At 55.5% G+C, this 21,956-nt stretch carries 15 protein-coding genes; 11 read left to right on the forward strand and 4 right to left on the reverse strand.

From position 1 onward, the window contains the following. The first annotated feature begins 11 nt into the window (after positions 1-11). Positions 12-932: an ABC transporter substrate-binding protein gene (locus tag HMPREF0733_RS05575; RefSeq protein ID WP_179943731.1), complete on the forward strand. Its 921-nt coding sequence runs from the start codon at positions 12-14 to the stop codon at positions 930-932. A 50-nt stretch (positions 933-982) separates the two neighbouring features. Here the strand turns inward: HMPREF0733_RS05575 and HMPREF0733_RS05580 are convergent, their stop codons facing one another. Beyond that, on the reverse strand, positions 983-1,504 hold the full coding sequence (locus HMPREF0733_RS05580; protein WP_013398408.1) for a hypothetical protein: 522 nt from the start codon (positions 1,502-1,504) through the stop codon (positions 983-985). Between the two features lie 165 nt (positions 1,505-1,669). Next, a complete protein-coding gene (locus HMPREF0733_RS05585) occupies positions 1,670-3,532 on the reverse strand; it encodes an alpha,alpha-phosphotrehalase (protein ID WP_013398409.1) in 1,863 nt (620 codons plus the stop codon). Positions 3,533-3,910: 378 nt separating this feature from the next. On the opposite strand from HMPREF0733_RS05585, the gene ilvD reads away from it, so the two are divergent. After that, the gene (gene ilvD / locus HMPREF0733_RS05590) at positions 3,911-5,755 is read left to right on the forward strand and encodes a dihydroxy-acid dehydratase (RefSeq protein WP_013398410.1); all 1,845 of its coding nucleotides are present in this window, start codon (positions 3,911-3,913) and stop codon (positions 5,753-5,755) included. Between the two features lie 110 nt (positions 5,756-5,865). On the opposite strand, the gene HMPREF0733_RS05595 is transcribed toward ilvD, so the two are convergent. Next, complete coding sequence (locus HMPREF0733_RS05595; RefSeq protein ID WP_013398411.1) at positions 5,866-6,162, reverse strand: putative quinol monooxygenase; 297 nt, start codon at positions 6,160-6,162, stop codon at positions 5,866-5,868. Between the two features lie 270 nt (positions 6,163-6,432). Here HMPREF0733_RS05595 and HMPREF0733_RS05600 point away from each other — a divergent pair, with 270 nt between their 5' ends. Further along, entirely contained in the window at positions 6,433-7,629 is a 1,197-nt protein-coding gene (locus HMPREF0733_RS05600) for an RNase H family protein (protein WP_041321674.1), read from the forward strand. 256 nt (positions 7,630-7,885) lie between these two features. On the opposite strand, the gene cls is transcribed toward HMPREF0733_RS05600, so the two are convergent. Continuing rightward, complete coding sequence (gene cls, locus HMPREF0733_RS05605; RefSeq protein ID WP_013398413.1) at positions 7,886-9,364, reverse strand: cardiolipin synthase; 1,479 nt, start codon at positions 9,362-9,364, stop codon at positions 7,886-7,888. A gap of 67 nt (positions 9,365-9,431) precedes the next feature. Between cls and HMPREF0733_RS05610 the strand changes: the two genes are divergently transcribed. The 8 genes from HMPREF0733_RS05610 to HMPREF0733_RS05645 all read left to right on the forward strand — a co-directional run bounded on the left by HMPREF0733_RS05610 (position 9,432) and on the right by HMPREF0733_RS05645 (position 21,777). Beyond that, complete coding sequence (locus HMPREF0733_RS05610) at positions 9,432-10,145, forward strand: TetR/AcrR family transcriptional regulator (RefSeq protein WP_013398414.1); 714 nt, start codon at positions 9,432-9,434, stop codon at positions 10,143-10,145. Positions 10,146-10,147: 2 nt separating this feature from the next. Beyond that, the gene (locus HMPREF0733_RS05615) at positions 10,148-11,914 is read left to right on the forward strand and encodes an MDR family MFS transporter (RefSeq protein WP_013398415.1); all 1,767 of its coding nucleotides are present in this window, start codon (positions 10,148-10,150) and stop codon (positions 11,912-11,914) included. Between the two features lie 138 nt (positions 11,915-12,052). Then, complete coding sequence (locus HMPREF0733_RS05620; RefSeq protein ID WP_013398416.1) at positions 12,053-13,006, forward strand: phosphoglycerate dehydrogenase; 954 nt, start codon at positions 12,053-12,055, stop codon at positions 13,004-13,006. 526 nt (positions 13,007-13,532) lie between these two features. Then, positions 13,533-14,528, forward strand: coding sequence for an ABC transporter permease (locus HMPREF0733_RS05625; protein ID WP_013398417.1), 996 nt, complete (start codon positions 13,533-13,535; stop codon positions 14,526-14,528). Continuing rightward, positions 14,525-15,598, forward strand: coding sequence for an ABC transporter permease (locus HMPREF0733_RS05630; protein ID WP_013398418.1), 1,074 nt, complete (start codon positions 14,525-14,527; stop codon positions 15,596-15,598). Before HMPREF0733_RS05625 ends, HMPREF0733_RS05630 begins: the two co-directional genes overlap by 4 nt. Positions 15,599-15,603: 5 nt before the next feature. Continuing rightward, positions 15,604-17,718: an ABC transporter ATP-binding protein gene (locus HMPREF0733_RS05635; RefSeq protein WP_013398419.1), complete on the forward strand. Its 2,115-nt coding sequence runs from the start codon at positions 15,604-15,606 to the stop codon at positions 17,716-17,718. Between the two features lie 241 nt (positions 17,719-17,959). Beyond that, positions 17,960-19,675, forward strand: a complete 1,716-nt coding sequence (locus HMPREF0733_RS05640; protein WP_041321675.1) for an ABC transporter family substrate-binding protein — start codon at positions 17,960-17,962, stop codon at positions 19,673-19,675. A 383-nt stretch (positions 19,676-20,058) separates the two neighbouring features. Beyond that, entirely contained in the window at positions 20,059-21,777 is a 1,719-nt protein-coding gene (locus HMPREF0733_RS05645; protein WP_013398421.1) for an ABC transporter family substrate-binding protein, read from the forward strand. Positions 21,778-21,956: the final 179 nt, after the last annotated feature.

Here is a 21,956-nt window from a genome sequence, read left to right on the forward strand (position 1 = left end):
CCGAGACTGGAATGGCACGCGGCGTTACCAGGCGGCGGGCATTGGGTGTCGTTGGCGCCCTTGGGACGTTAGGAGCGTTGAGCGCCTGCGGGCTGAGCGGCGAAAACGTTTTCGGCGGTGAACACGACGGTATTATCGTGGGGTCAGCAGCGTTCGCAGAGTCGCAGATTCTCGCCGAAATATACTCCCAAGCGCTAAATAAAAACGGGTTTAAATCGAGCACCCAGCTGGGGATTGGCGCGCGTGAAGCCTACCTGGGGGCGCTTACCTCCGGGGCTATCGACGTGGTTCCCGAATACTCGGGCAACCTGCTGTTGTATCTTGACGAGAATTCCAAGGCGCAGACTAAACAAGAGATTCTGCAGGCGCTCGGTGGGGTGCTGGATAAAAACCTCAAGGCTCTGGACGCCTCGCAGGCGGAAAATAAAGATACCCTAGTCGTTACCCAGCAGACCGCCCAAAAATACAATCTGCACACCCTGGATGATATGGCGAAGGTCTGTACCGAACTGAAGATTGGTGCCGCTCCCGAATTTGCCGAACGCGCCTACGGAATTCCGGGGCTCAAAGATAAGTACGGGTGCGTTCCGGCGGAATTCGTCTCGCTTGCGGATGGGGGAGGGGCACTCACCGTCAAAGCCCTGCAGGATAACACCGTGCAGGTTGTAGATTTGTACTCGACCACCCCGGCAATTACACAGAACAATTTTGTGATGCTCGAAGACCCGAAAAACATGATTCCGGCGCAGCAGGTACTCCCCATTATCAACACCAAACGGGTTCCCGAGGATGCGCAGGCGGTACTGAACCGCATCAGTGCGGTGCTGACGACCGACGATTTACGCTCGCTCAATGACGAGGTATCCGGCGATAAGAAACTGGACCCGTCCACGGCAGCGGCAAACTGGCTCAAGGGTAAGGGGCTGTTGTAGCCTTTCTTCCTTTTCTGCGCGGGGTGCTGGATACCGCTAGGTTCTGGTGCTCAGAGAATATCCGGTTGGGGAGATGAACGGAGAGAACTATAAACGACCGGGAGTTCCGTGAGGGAGAGGCCCACCCGCAGGTCACCGAGCGCATCCGTCAGGTATTCGATGCCAGCCTCTAGGGAATCCAGCACATCCTCGCCCGCGCTAGAGACCACCACCGACGTCACGATGCGCCAGCCCGCCTTACCGTTCGATGGCACGCTGAACCTGCCTAACCCAACAGCCTGTGCTCCCTCATGGATCCCGGCGAGCGCCACCTTGCCCCGCCCGGATGCGGGCACCACGCCCACCGTAAACCCGCCCGCATAGTAGGGGCGCGCAAACCCCAGAACCGGGTCAATCGCGTGCCCATCGGCGGAATCGTCATGAGTGAGGGACCCCAAGAAGGTGCGTACTGCATCCAAAATCTGCCGTTGGGATGCGCCGCCCGGCACCCGCGCCACATCAATCCGCACGCTCAGAAGCAAGTCAAGGTCGGCACGTTGGAAGGTTTCGGAGGGCATGTAATCAAAACTCATGCTCCCACTTTAACTGCGTTTTAAACCGCGAGCAGGTCATTTTTTGCCGAAAAGGTAGGATTTTCCTACCTGCTCGGACCAAAAAACCACCTGCTCGCGCATGTAACCATACCTGTAAATTCCCGTGTAACCGCGCGTGGGTAACCGAGCAATTAATCTGGCGAGCTAAGAAGAAACGATGGGCTCTTCCACGATCAAAGTCAACGATTCGTAGGGGCGCAGTGTAACCTCAACCTCGCGGGGATCGGAGCCGGAAACACCGCTAACCTGACTGAGCGGATTCTTGTAATTACACAAAAGCACCCGTGCAGACTGCACTTCCGCTGGAACTCGTGAGCCTTCACTGCCAGCGACTGCGTCCAGAACCTCGCCCGGCATGAACTCGGCAGGAACACGCACCGCCGTCTCGTCCCCAAAGAAATTATTGAGCACCAACAGCCGCGTGCGCGTGCCTTTAGCGATATGTTCACGCAGGTACCCGAAGACCCGCTCATGGTCGAGCGTATAGGGCGCGTAACTGCCTTCAGAAATCACCGGGTACTGCCCGCGCAGGCGAATCAGCTCGCGATAGTACGGCAAAATAACGCCGTCACGTTCCTCATCCGCCACCGAAATACCTGCGCCGGTTGCCGCATCCACACTGGGCGCGGGTGCCAGCCAGGGGGCGGCGGTACCAAAACCAACCGCGCCGCGTTCCCCACCAGAACCAGACTCCCACTGCATGGGAACACGCGAATTATCCCGCGCCTTGGCGCGCACAACCTCAAGCGCCTCGCCCTCCGAGAGTCCCCGCGCACGCAGGGTCTTAAAAGCGTTATGAGCCTCAACATCCACGTAGTCGTCAATCGAAGAATACACCGGGTCAATCATGCCGATCTCTTCGCCCTGATAAATATAGGGAGTGCCGCGCAGCAGGTGAATCACGGTCGCCAGCATGGTCGCAGATTCCGCCCGATACCGCTGAACGTCACCAAAACGGTTGAGTGCGCGCGGCTGATCATGATTATTCCAAAACAGCGCATTCCACCCGCCGCCCGCCTGCATGCCCAGCGCCCAATCGTTGAGCAGACCCTTCAGCTCAGCAAAGCGGAACGGCACCTTCGACCACTTCTCGCCGTCCTCATAATCCACCTTCAGATGGTGAAAACTAAACACCATATCGAGCTCGCGATTCTCAGGGTTGGAGTAGCCCACGCAGTTCTCGATGCTCGTCGAAGACATTTCACCCACGGTCACGGTATCCCCATACCGCCCGAAAGATGCGCGGTTCAGCTCCCGCAGACGCGTGTGCACGATGGGCGTGTCGGTATACAGGGTCTTATCGATAACCCCGGCGGGCGCATCCTCAAGCTCTTCGGATTTGCCGATCACGTTAATGACGTCGAAGCGGAACCCGCGAACACTCTTGTCATACCAGAAATTGACGACCTTATAGAGTTCCTCACGCACGGCGGGGTTGTACCAGTTCAGATCAGCCTGTGTGACGTCGTAAAGGTGCAGATAGTACAGCGGCACCCCCGATTTGTCCCGATAAACCTTACCCGCCGTATCGGTAAAAGGCGCCCAGGCCGAACCGCCAAATTTTGACTCCCAGTTCGTGGGCGGAACCACCGTGCCGTCAGACTGAACCCGCCCTGGGCGAAGATAGAAATAATCCCAGTACTCGCGCTCGCCCGCCTGCGCCCGCCTAAACCACTCGTGTTCAGTCGAAACATGGTTGAGCACCATATCGAACATGACCCCGATGCCGTGCTCCCCGAAAGCGGCGATCATCTCCTCGACGTCCTCCATCGTGCCCAGCTCGGGGTTAATGGCGTAGTAGTCGGAAATATCGTAGCCGTTATCGTGCTGGGGCGAGGCGAAGAACGGGTTGAACCACACCATGCCCACCCCCAGCGATGCCACATAGGGCACCTTCTCGATAATGCCGCGAATATCGCCGGTTGGCCGACCGTGCGCGGAATAGAATGACTTCGGGTAGATCTGGTAGATCACGGTGCTGCGGAACTGTGCGGGGGAGCGAGACATAGAAGATACACCCAATGGAGAAGATAAAGGGGGCTGCCGTACGAGTCTTCGTGCGTTTGCGTAGCGTTTGTTCGCTAGCTGGCGCAAATCACGCGGCGGGAGTTCTTACCCCACCAGCATAGGGGGCATAATAGACTCATTCCACGCTGCACGGGGATATATTCTCAAGGGGGCAAATCTGCCGCAGATCCGGCATCCTTGCCCGCCCCGCGGCATAAGGTGCGCGCCGCATCCACACTCACCCTTCGGCGCGCCACAGGCACAGCTCATGACCAAGCATCACGGCATGCCAATATATGAAACCAAAGTAACCCTTCGATGATTGGGCGCACGCCTGCGCGTAGAATCTATAGATGCATCACAACGGAAGGTAAAGACATGCCCGAATTACGCTCACGCACCTCAACTCACGGTCGCAATATGGCGGGTGCCCGCGCTCTATGGCGCGCAACCGGCATGGGTGATGATGATTTCGGCAAACCGATTATTGCGATTGCCAACTCTTACACCCAGTTCGTACCCGGTCACGTGCACCTGAAAAATATGGGCGACTTGGTGGCTGGCGCTATTCGTGAGGCTGGCGGCGTGGCGAAAGAATTCAACACCATTGCGGTTGATGACGGCATTGCGATGGGCCACGACGGCATGCTCTATTCCCTGCCCTCACGCGACCTCATTGCCGACTCGGTCGAATACATGGTGAACGCTCACCGCGCGGATGCGCTCGTATGTATCTCGAACTGCGACAAGATCACCCCCGGTATGCTCTTGGCGGCGATGCGCCTGAATATCCCCACAATTTTCGTTTCGGGCGGCCCTATGGAATCCGGCGAGGGCGTTGAAGGCGTTGTGGAGCACCGCCTGGATCTGGTGGATGCGATGGTCATGGCGGTGGACGATTCCGTGAGCGATACCGCGCTCGCCCAGATTGAGAAGAACGCCTGCCCCACGTGTGGTTCATGCGCGGGCATGTTTACCGCAAACTCCATGAACTGCCTGAACGAGGCGATCGGTCTGGCACTGCCCGGCAACGGTACCACGCTTGCGACCCAGATCGCGCGTAAAGAGCTGTTTTTGCAGGCGGGTAAGCGCATTGTTGGCCTGGCGAAGCGCTACTACGAGCAGGATGACGAGTCCGTTCTGCCCCGTTCAATCGCCACCAAGGAAGCCTTCGAGAACGCTATGGCGCTGGATGTGGCCATGGGCGGTTCCACCAATACCGTGCTGCACTCCCTGGCTATTGCGCATGAGGCCGGCGCTGACTTCACGCTGGACGATATCGACCGTATTTCGCGTAAGGTGCCCTGTCTGGCGAAGGTTGCACCGAACTCTACGAAGTATCACATTGAGCATGTGCACCGTGCGGGCGGTATCCCCGCGCTGCTGGGCGAGCTGAACCGTGCCGGGCTGCTGCACAAGAACGTTCATTCTGTTCATGCGGATTCGCTGGATGAATGGCTTGCCGAATGGGATATCCGTTCCGGTACCGCGAGCGAGCAGGCTCAAGAACTGTTTCTTGCCGCACCCGGCGGGGTGCGTACCACGCAGGCGTTCTCGACCGCGAACAAGTACGAGTCACATGAGACGGACGCCGAAAACGGGTGCATTCGCGCTGTGGAGCATGCTTACACGAAAGACGGCGGTCTGGCGGTTTTGCGCGGCAATATCGCCCAGAACGGTGCGATCATCAAGTCCGCCGGTATTGATGAAGAACTTTTCCACTTCGTGGGTAAGGCATTTGTGGTTGAGTCGCAGGATGAAGCCGTGTTTGAGATTCTGTCGAAGCACGTGAAACCCGGCGATATTGTGGTGATTCAGTATGAGGGCCCGAAGGGCGGCCCCGGCATGCAGGAGATGCTGTACCCCACCTCATACCTGAAAGGCCTGGGTCTGGGCAAAAGCTGCGCGCTCATTACCGACGGGCGTTTCTCGGGCGGTACCTCAGGCATTTCGATTGGCCACGTTTCGCCGGAGGCTGCCGCCGGTGGCGCTATCGGCCTGCTGGAAACCGGCGACGAGATCGAGATTGACGTGCACAACCGCATCCTGCGGGCGAATGTGCCGGACGAGGTTTTGGAGGCGCGGCGCAAGGCGAAGGGCGCCCTCCCGTGGAAGCCCACTAAGCCGCGCGAACGTCAGGTCTCGAACGCGCTGAAGGTTTATGGGATGCTGGCCGCCTCTGCCGATAAGGGCGGGGTGCGCATCCTCCCGGAGGGAATCTAGTCGCCTATTGACCGAACATAAAAAGAGCCTTTATTTGAATAAAGCGGCGAAAAACCCTCTTTATTCAAATAAAGGCTCTTTTTAGCAGAGGAGAACAGGGAGAGCAGGCGCTACATCTCGAAGATGCGCACGTCCAGCTCTGCGGCGAGCAGCGGCTCCCAGGTTTTCACAGCGGTGCCGAAATGCTCAGTCGCCATATGCGCTTCGAGTGCCTGTTGTGATTCCCAACGCTCAATGAATGCGAAGGCGCGCGGTTCACCCGCAGGGGTCTCACCGGTGGCGGGGCCGAAATCGTAGCTGATATTGCCCGCATCCTTGCGCGATGCCTCGACGAGGGCGGGGACGGATGCCAGGAATTCTTCAACGTGCTCGGGCTTGACCGAAACACCTGCATAAACACCAATCATGGGGCGCTCCTTACTCAAGGTTAGATATACCGGATAACTCCAACCCTACACCGTCGCACAGATGCGCGCCAGAGCGGGGCAGAACCTCTCATTCACCGCGCATAATTCCCGCCAAGAAACGGTTTTAGCTCCCCTTTTTAAGGTTCTTCGCTGACTGTAAAATAACCTGTTCAACGTTTGCGCACAGACACCGGCGGGCATATAAAAGATAGTGGAACAATTCCTCACTACACGAAAGAAGGAGACTATGCGGCAAGGGGGTGTACACACGTGGGATTCTCACCGGCTCATATTAAACGGTGCACCCTAACCTGGGAGGCGCCTGACTACAGCACCTCATACCCGGCGGGCTATACAACTCGGGGCGTGGCTGTGATTGCAGTTGCCGAATACACCCGTAAGACCAAGGGGTACTGTTACAGCACCCTCACGGCTCTTGTCTATATTTCGCGTGAAAACGGTGAGCGCATCGTCATCAACCAGGAGCCGGTGGTTGAATCGTGTATGCATTCGCTTCTTGACCCGTGCGATGTGGTGCACCCGAAGACTTTGGGGCGTATTGTGCTTAATGCCTGGGATGTTATTCCTTCGGACTATACGCACCATCTGGTGACGGTTGCCGCCGACCGGCACGATTTAAAGCTTCTTTTTCGTAATTGTGAGCAGCTTAAGAAGGCGATGGAGTACCGGGCGTTTGAGAAGGTGCTTGACCCGTACGATAACCATTCGCTGGGTGAGGTTCATGTGCGTCTTGCCGGTACGGATGCCGCCGAGACGATGCGCTATTTTCAGGATCGTGCCGAGCAGCTGACCGAACAGATGATCGCTGATACGCTGGCAGAGGTTCCCGAAAATCAGCTCGTGGACTATAACGTGTTCACCGATTGTTCCTTTCGCGCCACCCACAATAAGAAGTATTTGCGCGGTGGGCGCATGGGCATTGCCGGGGTGAGCGAGGACGGCTTCTATTTTCACACCCATTATGATGCCGTGAATATTATGACCGGTGAGCTTTCGGCGATGCTCGCGGCGTTTCACGTGTTTTATCATGGCGGTCGCCGCCTGATTATTAACACTGATTCCTTGGGCGCGCTGACCTTTCTTCTGCGGCTGGCGCACAGCCGTTGGGCTTTCGATTATTGGGTGCGTGAGGGCGTGCAGGATGCCCGGGTTATCGCCGAGATGGAGCAGCTGACCGCGGCTATTCGGGCGCATCGGGTGATTGTGAAGCATGTGCCGGGCCATACCGGGCACGGTCTGCAGGAGAGCAGCGATTCGGTGTCGAAGATGCACCGCCATTTTCCGGGGCAGATCGTGGATAAGCGGCATACGGTTGAGTTCAACCGCCGGTGCGAGTCGATTATCACGGCTCTGTCGGGGTGCAAGAAGGCCGTGCGGCTGCCCAGTCCGGAGTGGCTGCAGATTAAACCCTCGGCGATACACACGGGAAATCGCATGTGGCGATAGGCTATATACTATATTTTTGGGTAGAAATGGACGACGCGCGATGCGTCCGCGACGGGTGCGGGCGATCGTGCGTTTTCTGCATTCGCGGGGAAAACATCGCGGATATGGCGAATCGGTATAAAACCCCATGTCAGCTGGTCTTTCAGAGGTGGCAGAAGGTGCACTTGCACACGGTCATCACCACAGCCGCAGGTACCGCTTCGAGAGTGCGGTCATGCCGAACTCCCTCATGTTACGGGCGTTTCCAGACCACGTTTTACAGGAGCGATGACCAGAGTCGGCAGATATTTTCGGTGACTTTAATGCGCTGCGGGCGTGAGGACCACGGGCCATAACGCAGCTCCGTGCAGATACTTTCGTAGGTTCGCGCAACGTCGGCGAGCGCATCCACCATAGCGGGGTCTGCGATAAAGGTTGATACTTCGAGGTTGAGCGAGAACGAGCGGGGGTCCATATTTGATGAGCCGATAAACGCCATTTCGTCGTCCACGTACATGAACTTGGAATGCAGCACTGTGGGGCTGGGGTATTGCAGAATGCGCACCCCGGACTGCAGCAGCGTCTCGTAGTAGGAGCGCTGCGCCATATTAGGGAGGAACTGGTCGCCTTTCTCGCAGACGATCACGGTGGTTTCGATGCCCGAGAACGCTGCGTTGGTGAGTGCCTGCAGCAGGGTTTCGTCGGGTACAAAGTAGGGTGAGCAGATGGTGATGCGTTTTTCTGCGTTGTAGATCATGTAGTTGATTAGACGCAGGTTGTTTTCCGTCTCAAACCCGGGGCCGGAGGGAACTACTTGGGCGCGCATCGAGCCTGGAACGTAGGGGATTTTCGCCTCAATTTCTTCGAGGATCAGCTGGTTTGTTTCGGAGTACCAGTCGGAGACGAACACGGCGTTGAGTTCTTCGACGATGGGACCGGTGCACGAGAAGGTGAGGTCTTTCCATTCCAGACCTTTACGCACGTTTTCTTTGAGGTCGTAAGAGCGGTGGATGGCGTTTTGCGAGCCCGAGAACGCCACTGCGCCGTCGATCACGAGGACTTTACGGTGATTGCGCAGGTCGGGGCGCTGCCATTGTAGTCGCCAGGGTTTGATGGGCAGCATCAGGCGCCATTCGATACCCGATTCGTTGAGCATTTTTGTCAGCTGCCGGTATGAGGGGTATTTGCGCGAGCCGATATGGTCGATGAGCACGCGCACCCGCACGCCACGTTTTTGGGCGGCGAAGAGAGCATCCCAGAGCACTTTGGAGGCTTCGTCGTATGCGGTGATGTAGAACTCGAAGTGAACGTACCGCTGGGCTTTGTTGACTTCCTGCGCCATGATGCGCATGGCTTCGTGGTTGTCGTTGTGCAGGGTGAAGGAGTTCCCGCCGACGAGGGGGAGCGAACCGAGCTTGTAGTTGAGCTGGCTGGCGACCAGGGTTGCTTCGTTGAGCCCGTCGGAGTCGGTGAGCTGCGGGGTGCCGCCGGTGGTCTCGCGGATCAGGTCGTTCATGGCGTGTTGCCGGGCGCGCCGATATTGCGGAAGGTGAGAGGACCCGAAAATCAGGAAGGCTAGGAACCCGATGAACGGGATGAAGAAGATAGCCATGAGCCAGCCGAGTGCGACCACGGGCTTGCGGTTGTAGGGCAGCCAGAATAGGGACAGCACACGGATGCTCAGGTCTGCGAAGAACAGAATAATCCTGAGCCAATCGGGTAGGAAGTCGAGGTATCCGGGTGAAAAAAAGTTCACCCTATTATTATGCCTAGCATCTTGTCTTCTGTGGGGGAGGGGCAGGACACGCCGCGTTGCCCATGTAATGCAGTTGTGCAAAAAATGCAGAAATGCAATAATTGCAGTTATGCAAAAACCTGAGCCGAGTCGCACCGAGACAAGCCTGCGTGAACGCCGCCGCGAACGCACCTGGGTGAACATTCACGAAACCGCCCTGCGCCTCGCCCGCCAGCACGGCATGCGCGGCAGTACCGTCGAAGATATCGCTGCGGAAGCTGGAATCTCGCCCCGCACCTTCTTCAACTACTTCGGAACTAAGGAGGATGCGGTGCTCGGCCTGCGCGCCCCCGCCATCACCGACGAGCTGCTCGCCAGCGATCGGGCGCACGAGAACGACAATCTCATCGTGCGTATCACCCATCTGCTGTTGTACATCGTGCGGCACAGCTTCAACTTTGCCGATCACGCGAAATTCCGGGAGCGCATCGACGAATTCCCCGAATTCAGGCACCGGCTGAAGGTACACCATATCAACTGTGAACAAGTGCTCATCGACTACCTCAACACCGTCGATTGGGATGCCTTTAACGCCGCAGGAAGGCGCGGCCCTTTGATAACCCGCCCCGAAAATATGCCGCTGACAGAAACTGCCGAAGAACGCACCCGTGCCACGGTTCAGCTCGCATCCGCGGTGCTGCGGCAGCTGCACTTCGCCAAGGATATTGCCGACGAAGACGAGGTCGAGCGGCGCATCCACAACACCGTCAAAACTTTTCAAGCCCTGCTGAAGGAAAACTAGGAATGACGTCGCACTCAGACAAACCCGCTGAAGCCACCACGGCTGAAGCTAAAAAACATCAAATAGCGCTCATGTTCTCCGGCTTGGTCATCGTGATGCTCATGTCGGCGCTGAACCAAACCATCCTCGCACCCTCACTGCCGACCATTGTGGGCGAACTGCATGGCGTGGAGCATATGAGCTGGGTAATTGCCACCTTCATCTTGCTATCCACCATCACCATGCCGGTGTACGGCAAACTCTCCGACCAGTTCGGGCGTAAACCCTTCCTGATTTTTGCCATCCTCTCCTTCATGACGGGATCTATCATCGGCGCGCTCGCTCCCGATATGACCTGGCTGATCGTCGCCCGCGCGCTCCAGGGAGTCGGCGGTGGCGGCCTCATGATTCTCTCCCAATCCGTGGTCGCAGATGTGATCCCTGCCCGCGAACGCGGTAAATATATGGGTATTATCGGCGGCGTCTTCGCCTTCTCCTCGGTCGCCGGGCCGCTCATCGGCGGGTGGATCACTGAGGGTCCCGGCTGGCGTTGGGCATTCTGGCTCAACCTGCCGCTTGCCGTACTCGCAATCTTCGCCGTCATTTTCCTGCTCCCACACACCGCGCTCAAAGACCGCGAAAAGCGGCAGATCGACTATCTGGGCAGTATTATTCTCATGGCTGGAACCAGCGCGCTCGTGCTCGCCACCATCTGGGGCGGCAATCAGTACGCCTGGAACTCCCCGCAGATTATTGGGCTTCTCATCGCATCCGTCGTCGCGGCCCTGATCTTCATTCCGGTTGAAAACCGCGCCGCAGAGCCGATCATGCCCATGTACCTCTTCACCAACCGCAACTTCCTGCTCACCCTGGGCGCATCTCTCTCCCTCGGTGTTGCCATGTTCGGTGCCGTCGAGTACATCCCCACCTACCTGCAAATGTCCCTGGGCGTGAGCGCAACCGTGGCGGGTCTGCTCATGATTCCCCTCATGGGCGCCCTGCTTGTGGTCTCCATTATTACCGGGCGGCTGGTTTCCGCACGCGGCAAATACAAGGCATATGTGGTCACCGGTACCGCACTCGTGGCGCTTGGGCTCTACCTAATCTCAACCATCACCCCGAGCACCCCCACCTGGATCTTCTGCAGCTACATGGCGGTCATGGGCGCGGGCCTAGGCATGTCGATGCAGTTCCTCACCCTCATCGTGCAAAACGCCTTCCCCGTCACCGTCGTAGGAACCGCTACCGCGGCAAACAACTTCTTCCGCCAGGTCGGCTCAACCGTGGGTGCATCACTCGTGGGCGGCCTGTTTACCTCACGCCTGAGCAGCCTACTCAGTGAACGCATGCCCGCGCAAGCAGTAGCCTCGGCGGGGGAACACGGAACCTCCTCCCTGACTCCCGAGCTCGTCAGCCGGATTCCCGAGCCGATTCACGGCATTATCGTGAACGCCTACAATGATGCCCTGATTCCACTTTTCCTCTACCTGGCACCACTCGGGCTAATCTCCGCGCTTCTGCTTCTCTTCATTCGTGAGGATGCGCTCGCCACCACCATCGAAACGCACACTACTACCGATGTGGCGCGTTCGGCAACCGGTGCCATTGAGGTCATCACGCCCGAAATGGCGGCGAAAGATGCCGAATGCCTGAAGAAAATGCAGGGTGAATCGCATACCGTGATCGACCCGGAACTTGCCAATAGTGCATCCGAAGAAACGGCTGAAACCGAGCATCAAGCTCAGGATCTAGAGGACACCGGCGAACCTTCGCGCGGCACCAAGCCCTAACGGTTTCTTAGGTAACCCTATACAGTTATTCCCCTCTCACGCTATGCTGGAGGGGAATAACTGTTAACCCCCTCACACGGGTGCGGGTTGCCTTCGTTGCTGAACACCAGCCCGCATGCGCCATCTACAGGAGGACCTATGAAGATTCTGATTCCTACTTCAATTACGCTCGACGAAGAGAAACTAGGGCTTGAACCCGGCGATACCGTGCGGCACTATAACCCCACAGAACCTATCGCCGAGGAAGATACCGATGCCGAGGTTCTGATTGCTTGGGCAAATACTGCCGATCAGCTCGCGGATTCCGCCTGCCGCATGAAAAATGTGGGGCTTATTCAGGCGCTTCTTGCGGGGCCGGATGCGGTGCGCGCGGCAGGCTTCACCCCCGATGCCGCCATCTGTGCAGGTGTGGGTCTGCACTCAAAAACCGTTGCGGAACATGCGCTCGCGCTGACCCTGAACTTCGTGCGTTTCTTGCCGACGCTGGCGCAGGCAACGACCGATCATCGTTGGGCTGAGGAGCTAGGCGGCGCGCAGGAACTTCACCCGAAAGACCAGGTCACAACCCTGCTTGATGCCAATGTGCTCGTGTGGGGCTTCGGATCGATCGGGCAGGAGACCGCGCGGCTCTTCAAAGCTTTCGGCGCGAACGTAACCGGCGTTGCACAGAGCGCGGGGGAGCGTAACGGTTTCCCGGTGATTGCGACCGAACAAATCGATGAATACCTGCCAACTACGGATATTCTCGTGATGGTGCTTCCCACCAGCGATTCGACCTTCAAAGCGCTCGATGCCCATAAGCTGCAGCTGCTGCCCAAGCGCGCCTACCTGATTAACGTCGGGCGCGGTACCACTGTTGATGAGGACGCGCTCATCGCCGCCCTAAACTCCGGCTCGATTGCGGGCGCTGCGCTGGACGTGACGGCAACCGAACCGCTCCCCTCCGAGTCGCCCCTGTGGGATGCGAAGAATATCGTGATCACCCCGCATGCTGCCGGTGGTCGCCCCGTAAATCCGGAGGAACTGATCGCCCACAATATTCGTGCCTTCCGCACCGGTGCTGCTGAGAGCGAGTACCGTAACCGGTTCTAGAATTATCACGAACGTAGAAAGTTACGTGTAAAAGAGATGCATTCTCACCCCGTATTCTATGATGCCATTCATAAATCACAGGATACGGGGTGCTTTTGGTATGAGATTCATAAAATTTTTTGCCCTAAATCCCGAAAATATAAGTTAGGACCTACTTATTTTAGATGTTGGTTTTGCTCCTGTTTACATGGTTTTTCGTGGATTTTTTGGGGTCTGGAGAGGGTTTGAGGCGTTCTGAAAAAATATGACGCCACAAATCTTCCGCGTGTGTAAATCTTTCGTAACTTTTTGCCGAACCTTATTTTGATAGCGATACCGGGGATGCCGCCTCTAAACTCCCCGCAGTACCCCGCAAAATGGTGCTTGTCGGCTGATTTTAAGGCGATGTGGGTTTGGTGGATACCCGAATGTAAATATAAGATAAAGGGACTACGCTTCTAGTGACTGTAGTCACTGGATTATCCGATGACGGAAGCTGTAACACACATGCCTACGAAACCAGAATATCTAGGAGGGGAACCGCCCCATGTTTAGGTACATCCTCCGGAGGTCGCTCACTTACCTCGTGATGGTTTTCTTAACCACGACTATGGGTTATTTTGCGGCTGTTACCACGCTAAAACCTGCCCTTTTGGAGCAGGAAAAGGTGCCGCGCCCTTCGCCTGAACAGGTGAACCGCACCCTCGCATCCCTCGGGCTAGACCCCGAAATGAGTGCGTGGGACAGATACATTCAATGGCTGACGAATGTTGTCACCAAATTTGATTGGGGACGCAGCCCAAACAGCGGATATATCAATCAGGAATTCGGTCAGCGCCTATGGGTTTCTACCAGATTGATGCTCGCGGCGACTATTTTGACCATTATCATCGGTGTGGCGCTGGGTGTTTACTCGGCAGCGCGTCAGTACAAGTTTTCCGACCGAGTTATTACCGGCTATTCCTATCTCGTCTATATTATTCCCGCCCCCGTGGCATACTTCGTGGTGCAGCAGGGAGCGACCGCCATTAACAACATCGTGGTTGAAAACGGTGGCGAAAAGATTTTCTATGTGACCGGTATTTCGACGCCCGGTGTAACAGGCTTCTGGGATACCACCATAGACATGGCGGCGCACTATGTGGTGCCGACCTTCTGTATGACGATTTTCGGATGGGCCAGCTATCAGATTGCTCAGCGGCAGTACCTGCTCGATAACGTGAACGCAGACTTCGTGCGTACCGCTCGCGCGAAAGGACTCACTCGTAACCAGGCGATTACCCGCCACGCCCTGCGTGTGTCCTTCATCCCGGTGGCACAGTCGATTGCGTACACCATTCCCACCATCTTTGCGGGTGCCTTCTTCGCGGAGTCCGTGTTTGCATGGCCCGGCATCGGTAAATGGTCTATTGATGCGATTGGTCAACAGGATGTGAACGCTGCGACCGCTACTCTCGCCTACGGTTCCGTGCTGTTCGCCATCGGTGCCATTATCGCCGATATCGCGACCACGATCGTCGACCCCCGAGTGAGGATCTCATGAGCCAGGTAACTGAAACAAGCACGGTACCTGTCGTGCAGAATGGTGACTTTAAAGTTCTCAACAAGAATGTGATTATCCTCCGCCGCTTCTTGCGCAACAAGGCTGCGGTGTTCGGGCTTATCGTCTTTATCTGTGTGGGGCTTTTCGGGTACTTCGGCAAATATGTTTCCAAGTACTCCGCAACCGAATCTGACTTTATGACCCTTGGCGGTGAAGGCCCCTCCGCAGAGCACTGGTTTGGCACCACCGTGGGCGGTAACGATCTCTTCGCCATGATGAGCGAAGCCGTGTGGACCTCAATGGAAATCGGTCTAGTCGTGGGCATCGCTACCGTCATTATCTCCGCGATTTACGGTTGCGTGATGGCGTACTTTGGCGGCTGGATCGACAGGGTTATGCTCTTCCTCTTGGAAACCATGATTATGGTTCCCTCGCTGCTGATTCTGGCGATTTTCATCAACGGTCAGATTGGTAAGCAGATTCAGAAGACCGTTCCCACGTGGATTGTGCTCTCCTCTGTGCTGATTGTATTCGGCTGGATGGGACCTGCCCGTGTGATTCGTGCGATGGCGCAATCCCTGATTGGGCGCGATTACGTGAAGGCAGCACGTTACATGGGCGTACATCCCTTCAAGATCGTGCTGCGGCACCTCGTACCGAATATCGGCTCGATGCTCGTTCTGAACTTCACGACCGGCATCATGATCGCTGTGCTCTCTGAGGTTGCGTACTCCTTTATCGGCATTGGTATTACCTATCCAAACTACTCACTGGGGTCGTTGATTTCCGATGCCGCACAACAGCTTAATACCCTGCCGCATATGTTCTGGTTCCCCGTTATCTTCTTCTTCCTGCTGGTGGGGCCGCTCTCGCTCATGAATGATGGCCTGCGCGACGCCTTCGACCCGACTTCCATGTCGGTCGGTAAGATCAAGAAGTCAAAGAAAGCTAAGAGCCAGAAATCGGCATCTAAGGTCGAAGACGCGGAGGCTCAGGAAGCCGACGCTGCAGCACCATCAACCGACCCCAATCCCGATGCTCAGGCATCCACCCAGAATGAGGAGGCATAAAACTCATGAGCACTTCTCCCGTTTTGAGTGTTAAAGACCTGCACGTTAGCTTCAATACCGAAAACGGTGTTGTACATGCGGTGCGCGGTGTCGATTTTGACCTTTACGCTGGTAAAACCCTGGGTATCGTTGGCGAATCCGGTTCGGGCAAATCCGTGGCATCTATGGCGATTATGGGGCTGCACCCCACGACCGCCGATATTACCGGGTCTATCACATACAACGGCACCGAACTGCTGGGTCTGAGCGATAAGGAAATGTGCCAGTACCGCGGCAAGCACATCTCCATGATCTTCCAGGATCCGCTGTCTTCGCTGACTCCGGTGTACACTATCGGGGATCAGATTGCCGAAGTCCTCAAAATCCACAATAAGGGTATGAGCAAGCAGGCGATTAAGGATCGCTCTATTGAACTCATGCGCTTAGTGGGTATTCCTTCCCCAGCCGACCGTCTGCGTTCTTTTCCGCATGAGTTCTCCGGCGGTATGCGCCAGCGCATCATGATCGCAATGGCAATTGCCAACGATCCGCGCGTGCTTATTGCGGATGAGCCTACCACTGCACTTGACGTCACCATTCAGGCGCAGGTGCTTGAGGTTATGGATAAGGCGCAGGACGAAACCGGTGCGGCGACTATCATGATTACCCACGACTTGGGTGTTGTCGCCGGTATGGCCGATGACATTCTGGTGATGTACGCGGGTAAACCGGTAGAAATTGCTAAGGCTGAAGACCTTTATAAGTACCCCAGCCACCCCTACACGATTGGCTTATTGGGTGCGGTTCCCCGCGTGGACCGTTCGCAGAAAACCTCTTTGGTGCCCATTGAGGGTACTCCGCCGAATCTGCTGTACCCGGTGGAGCACTGCTCGTTCCGTGAGCGTTGCCCCGTCGCCAAAAACGGCGGTCAATGCTGCAAGGACGATGCTGGTGAGCCCGAGCTCGCTCCGCTCAAGGGCGCTGGTGAGGGGCACTACTCCTCCTGCACTATCTCGCAGGACCTCATCAGTAAGACGGCCGAAGAACTCTATACCGTTCCTGAAACTCCTGTCTCGAAGTTCGAAAGCATTCCGCGCGAAGATCGCGCGCCGGTGCTTGAAGTGCGCAACGTGAAGAAGCATTTCCCGCTCATGAAGGGCTCTCTCATGAAGCGCCGCGTGGGTACCGTGAAGGCCGTGGACGGCGTATCTTTCGATATTCGTGAGGGTGAATGCTTCTCGATCGTGGGCGAATCCGGGTGTGGTAAAACCACCACGCTGCTGGAAATTATGGAGTTCAGCAAGAAAACCGATGGCGAGATTCTGATTAACGGAGTCTCTACGCAGGATCATAAATCTGTTAGCGAGATTCTTGAACTGCGCAAGAACCAGCAGATGGTTTTCCAAGACCCCACGGGCGCCCTCGACCCGCGCTTTACCGTCTACGAGATTCTTGCTGAACCCCTGGAAAACCAGGGCATGAAGCGTCCAGATATTAAAAAGCGCGTGGTTGAGCTGATGAAGATCGTGGGTCTGCAGCCCGATCACGTGAACCGCTTCCCGAACCAGTTCTCGGGCGGTCAGCGCCAGCGTATCGGTATTGCCCGTGCGCTTGCCGTAAACCCGAAACTTGTGGTGCTGGACGAGCCCGTCTCGGCGTTGGACGTTTCCGTTCAGGCAGGCGTGATTAACCTGCTTGAGGAACTCCGCGCGAGCCTGGGCCTGAGTTACCTGATGGTGGCGCACGACCTCGCCGTGATTCGCCACGCTTCTGACCGGGTTGCGGTTATGTACCTGGGGCGCATCGTCGAAATTGGTCACGTGGATCAGGTCTTTGATAACCCGATTCACCCGTACACCAAGGCTTTGCTTTCGGCTATTCCCGTGCCAGACCCGGAGGTTGAGGCTAAGCGCCAGCGCATCATGCTGGATGGCGACCTGCCCACTCCGGTCAATGCCCCGGTAGGATGCGGCTTCTCCAGCAGGTGCCCCATCTTCAAGCTGCTTCCTGAGGATAAGCAGAAGCGGTGCTTGGAGGAAAAGCCCGAGGTTATCACGCTTGACGGCGAAGACCACGGTTACGCTTGCTACTACCCGGATGGTGCAGACCTTCCCGATGTAGCGCTAGAGTCGGTTTCGTAGAACCGCATGTGTGTTGCGGGGGTGATTCTCATAGGAGAATCATCCCCGCAACGTTTTAAAGAGATAAAAATTTATAGTATGCGATAAAGCGAAATAGTGATATGAATTACCAGTATTTGAGATTGCAGGAAATAAATTCTCGCTCTGCAATTCCATGAATACAATTAAGATGTATCAAACGCCGCTACCACGGGCGGTAGCGCTAGACTGTGCGTTTGTCGGTGATAGAAAGAATACGCTCGTGAAAGCTCACTCCACTCTGAACCGCCGCACCCTGTTCGCAGGTGGTGCTGCACTGGGCACCGCTGGTATGCTTGCGGCTTGTTCCGGCAAGAACGGTGGTTCCGGCTCTACTCAGGCTGCAGCAACGGCAGGTGCGAATATCGCAGACCTCGTAAAAATTAATAAGCAGGATATTTCTGCCCTCAAATCCGGCGGAAAGCTGCGTCTAGCGGTTACCAGTTTGGGACCAAATTTCAATCCTTTGCATACTCAGGGTGCCGTTGGCGATAATGCTCGTGCTATTTCTTCGTATAATTCTTTGCTCACGAGTGGTCTGTGGCAGCAAGATTACGAAGGTAAAACTTCACCTAATCCCGACTTCTGTACCGAGTTCACCTCCGCAATGGAGAACGGCAAACAGGTTTTGCATATCACGTTGAATGAGAAAGCAAAATTCAACGATGGTACCCCGCTCGATATTGAAGCTCTGAGAGCGACTCATAAAGTTCTTTCAGACAACAAGACTTATCAGATTCAGAGCACTGGTTTGTACCCAAATATTGAGTCTATTGAAGAAGACGGCAGCGCAACCCGCGTGAAGGTCACGATGTCGAAGCCTTCATACCCGATTGCCAGCCTCTTCAGCTATGTGGTGCATCCGAAAATGACGGATACCGATTTCTTTGCCAATGGTCTAGTGGATAAGCCGAATTCCGATTATGCGGCAGGGCCGTTTAAGGTTGCCGAAGGCGGCTGGAACTCAACCGAGAAAACGCTGACCGTCACACGAAATGACAAATGGTGGGGCGAAAAACCGGTTCTCGAATCCATCACGTTCCGCCTGCTCGATACCCCCGCGCAGCGTTCTGCCTTTGCCAATGGCGAGCTTGACGCCGTAAACGCTAACGTTGTGAGCGTATACAAGGAACTCGAAAATGTTAAGAATGCCGAGTTCCGCCAGGGCCAGCGCCTCTTTGCAGGCGGTGTGGTGATGAACCCCGTCAAAGTCGATACTCCGCTTCGCCGCGCCATTATGGTGGGCTTGGATCGTAAGGCGCTTTCCGATACTCGCTTTAAGGGTTTGCCGTTCAACGAGGCCCTGCCCGGATCGAGGATCCATATGCCGTTCTCAGAGTACTATGCCGATAGTATGCCGCAGGCAGCCGATCGGAAGGCTGCGGCTGCTAAGATTCTGGAAGAGGCCGGATACGCTAAAAACGGCGATTTCTATGAAAAGGATGGCAAACGCGCGAAAGTAGTGGTGAACAACTTTAGCGAGGATAACACCATAAAATCTCTGGCGCGTTTCCTCTCTCAGCAGCTTCGTGATCTGGGTATTGAGAGTGATGTTGATCAGCAGCCTGTTAGTAACTTGGGCAAGGTGATGTCTGCCAAGGAGCACGAACTGAGCTTCATTGGGTACAGCGTAAACAGCGACGATGGCACTGAGGGCACCAAGCAGTTCTACTCCCGCGAAGACAACGATGGGGCTGGTTCCGAAGAGATTGACGCCATGATTGAGGAGCTCTTCTCCATTGAGGATGCTAAAGAACGTAACCTCAAGTGCAACGAGATCGAGAAGAAGCATATGGAGGAATTTGCTACGAGCAGCGTCTTCTACAACGGTCCGCAGATCGTATGCTGCCAGAAGAACCTGGCGAACTACGGTGCGTTTCTCTTTGATGATCCGCAGTACAACCCTTCGGCGTGGTCGCGTATTGGGTTCACTGGCTAGTTGGACGGGCTATACCCCTAGAAAGTAGGTAAGCCGTTTTACAAATATGTATAAGGCGCATCCTACATTCCCTCGCGGGGGAGTGGGGATGCGCCTTGTCTGTACCCTCATAGCCACACATGATATTCAGTAAATATTCTAGATTATCGTAAGTTATGCTCATTATTTCCTGAAAGATACGGAAATACATGCTCAAATTCTGCGTAAATATGCATAAAAATATGTAATCTACAACACATTATTGCTGTTTTTCTTAACTTTCGCATGAAGTTCGGTGTATGGTTCTGGGTATGGATAATTTATGCATAATGCTGCATAAGTTATCTCAAAGCCTTTGAAACACCAAGCCCATCGCAGGGCGCATACACGTAAGGAAACACATCATGAGCATCAGCAAAACCCCAGCAGCGTTCATTCCTCATGCACTGACTCGCCGGTCTCTGCTGGGCGTAGCTGCGGCAGCTGGAACCGTCGGTGTGCTTTCCGCATGTGGCGGCGGCGCGAAGGACGGAAAAACTACCGCTCCCGGGCAGGGCGCAAACCTTAAAGACCTCTACGACATCAATGCTCACGAGGTTTCTGAGCTGAAACAGGGCGGAACCCTGCGGCTGCCGGTCGGGTCGATGGGGCCAGATTTCAACCCCCGGACTACGTCGGGCAATATGACCGATACCCAGACCATCATGAGTACTATTCATGATGCAGGCTTGTGGACCCTAGACTTTGACGGTACTACGACCCTCAGGAAAGAATATGCTCAGTCTTTTACCCCCGGCAAAGAGGGTGAGAAGGTTATCGTCAAGATCGTGCTGAATCCCCAGGCCAAGTTCAACGACGGAACGCCTATTGATGTGAAAGCCCTGCAGACCACCTGGAAAACTCAGCAAAAGGCTGACGGGGAATACAATATTGTGGCCTCGGATATTTATGGATATGTTGAAAGCGTGGAAGCCGAAGAAGATAACTTCCACGTAAAGGTGACATTCTCGAAGCCTTTCTACCCCTTGAACGCCCTGTTCACCTTTATTCTGCATCCGGCGCTGGAAGATCCTAAGGTCTATAATGAGGGCTTTGTGGATAATCTGCATCCCGAGTGGGGCTGTGGACCCTTCACGATCAAAGACGGCGGCTTTAACTCCTCCGAGAAGACCATTACGGTGGTGCCGAACGATAAGTGGTGGGGCGATAAGCCCGTGCTGGAGAAGATTATTTTCCGGCAGATGGATGAACCAGCGAAGAAAGCGGCTTTCAAGAATGATGAAATCGATGCTGCGGCTGCAGGGACTGCCTCTGCCTACTCCGAGTTTAAGGCGGTGGCAGGCACGGAACTCCACAAGGGAGTGCGCCTGCATGTTTCCGGTATCGATGTGAACCCCCGGCGGGTCAAGGATGCCGCCGTGCGGAAGGCTATTTTCTATGGGCTTGATCGGGAAGCCCTCGCCAAGATTCGGTACCAGGGCTTGCCCTATGAAGAAGAGATACCCGGATCAATGCTCCACATGCCTTTCTCGGAGTACTATCAGGATGCATTCCCCAAGGTAGAGGGTAGTCCCAAAGATGCCATCAAGAAGGTGCTTGAGGACGCTGGATACACTAAAGACGGCGATTTCTACGCGAAAGATGGGCAGCAGATTCACTACAAGATCGTGATCTTTGGCGACGATCCTGTTGATAAGGGTATGGCTCAGACCTTTACGCGGAATATGAAAGAAGCCGGGCTCAATATTGAGGTCGATCAGCATCCCGAAGGCGATTTCGGTCGGGTCTTGGGCAACTGGGAGTACGACATTACGTTTGCGGGGTACGAGGCGAACAACCCCGATGCTACGGTCGCCACTCAACAGTTCTTCCACTCGTCCAATAGCGACGGCATCGGCAGCCCCGAGATCGACGCCATGATCGAGGAAATGCTTCTGATTGAGGACGATAAAGAACGGAACCTCAAATGCGACGAGATCGAGAAGAAGCATACCGCCGAACTTGCCTTCTTAGGATGCGCCGCTAACGGTCCTAACTACGTCTTCACGAAGAAGGGTCTCGCTAACTATGGCGCGTTCCTGTTCAAGACCATCGACTGGACTAAGGTTGGTTGGGTGAAGTAGTTTTACTCGCTCTCTGACGGATGGGGTGGGTGTTATGCCCATTTGCACTCACCCTAACCCGGCGAGCAGAGAATATTTTGTCGAGCAGACAACAATCCGCTATCTGCTCGACAAAATATTATCTGCTCGCGTTTTATCGCATTTGCGGATAAAAATTAGTTTTATTCTAAAAAAGCGAA

It is taken from the genome of Rothia dentocariosa ATCC 17931 (genome assembly GCF_000164695.2).
Lineage (GTDB): Bacteria > Actinomycetota > Actinomycetes > Actinomycetales > Micrococcaceae > Rothia > Rothia dentocariosa.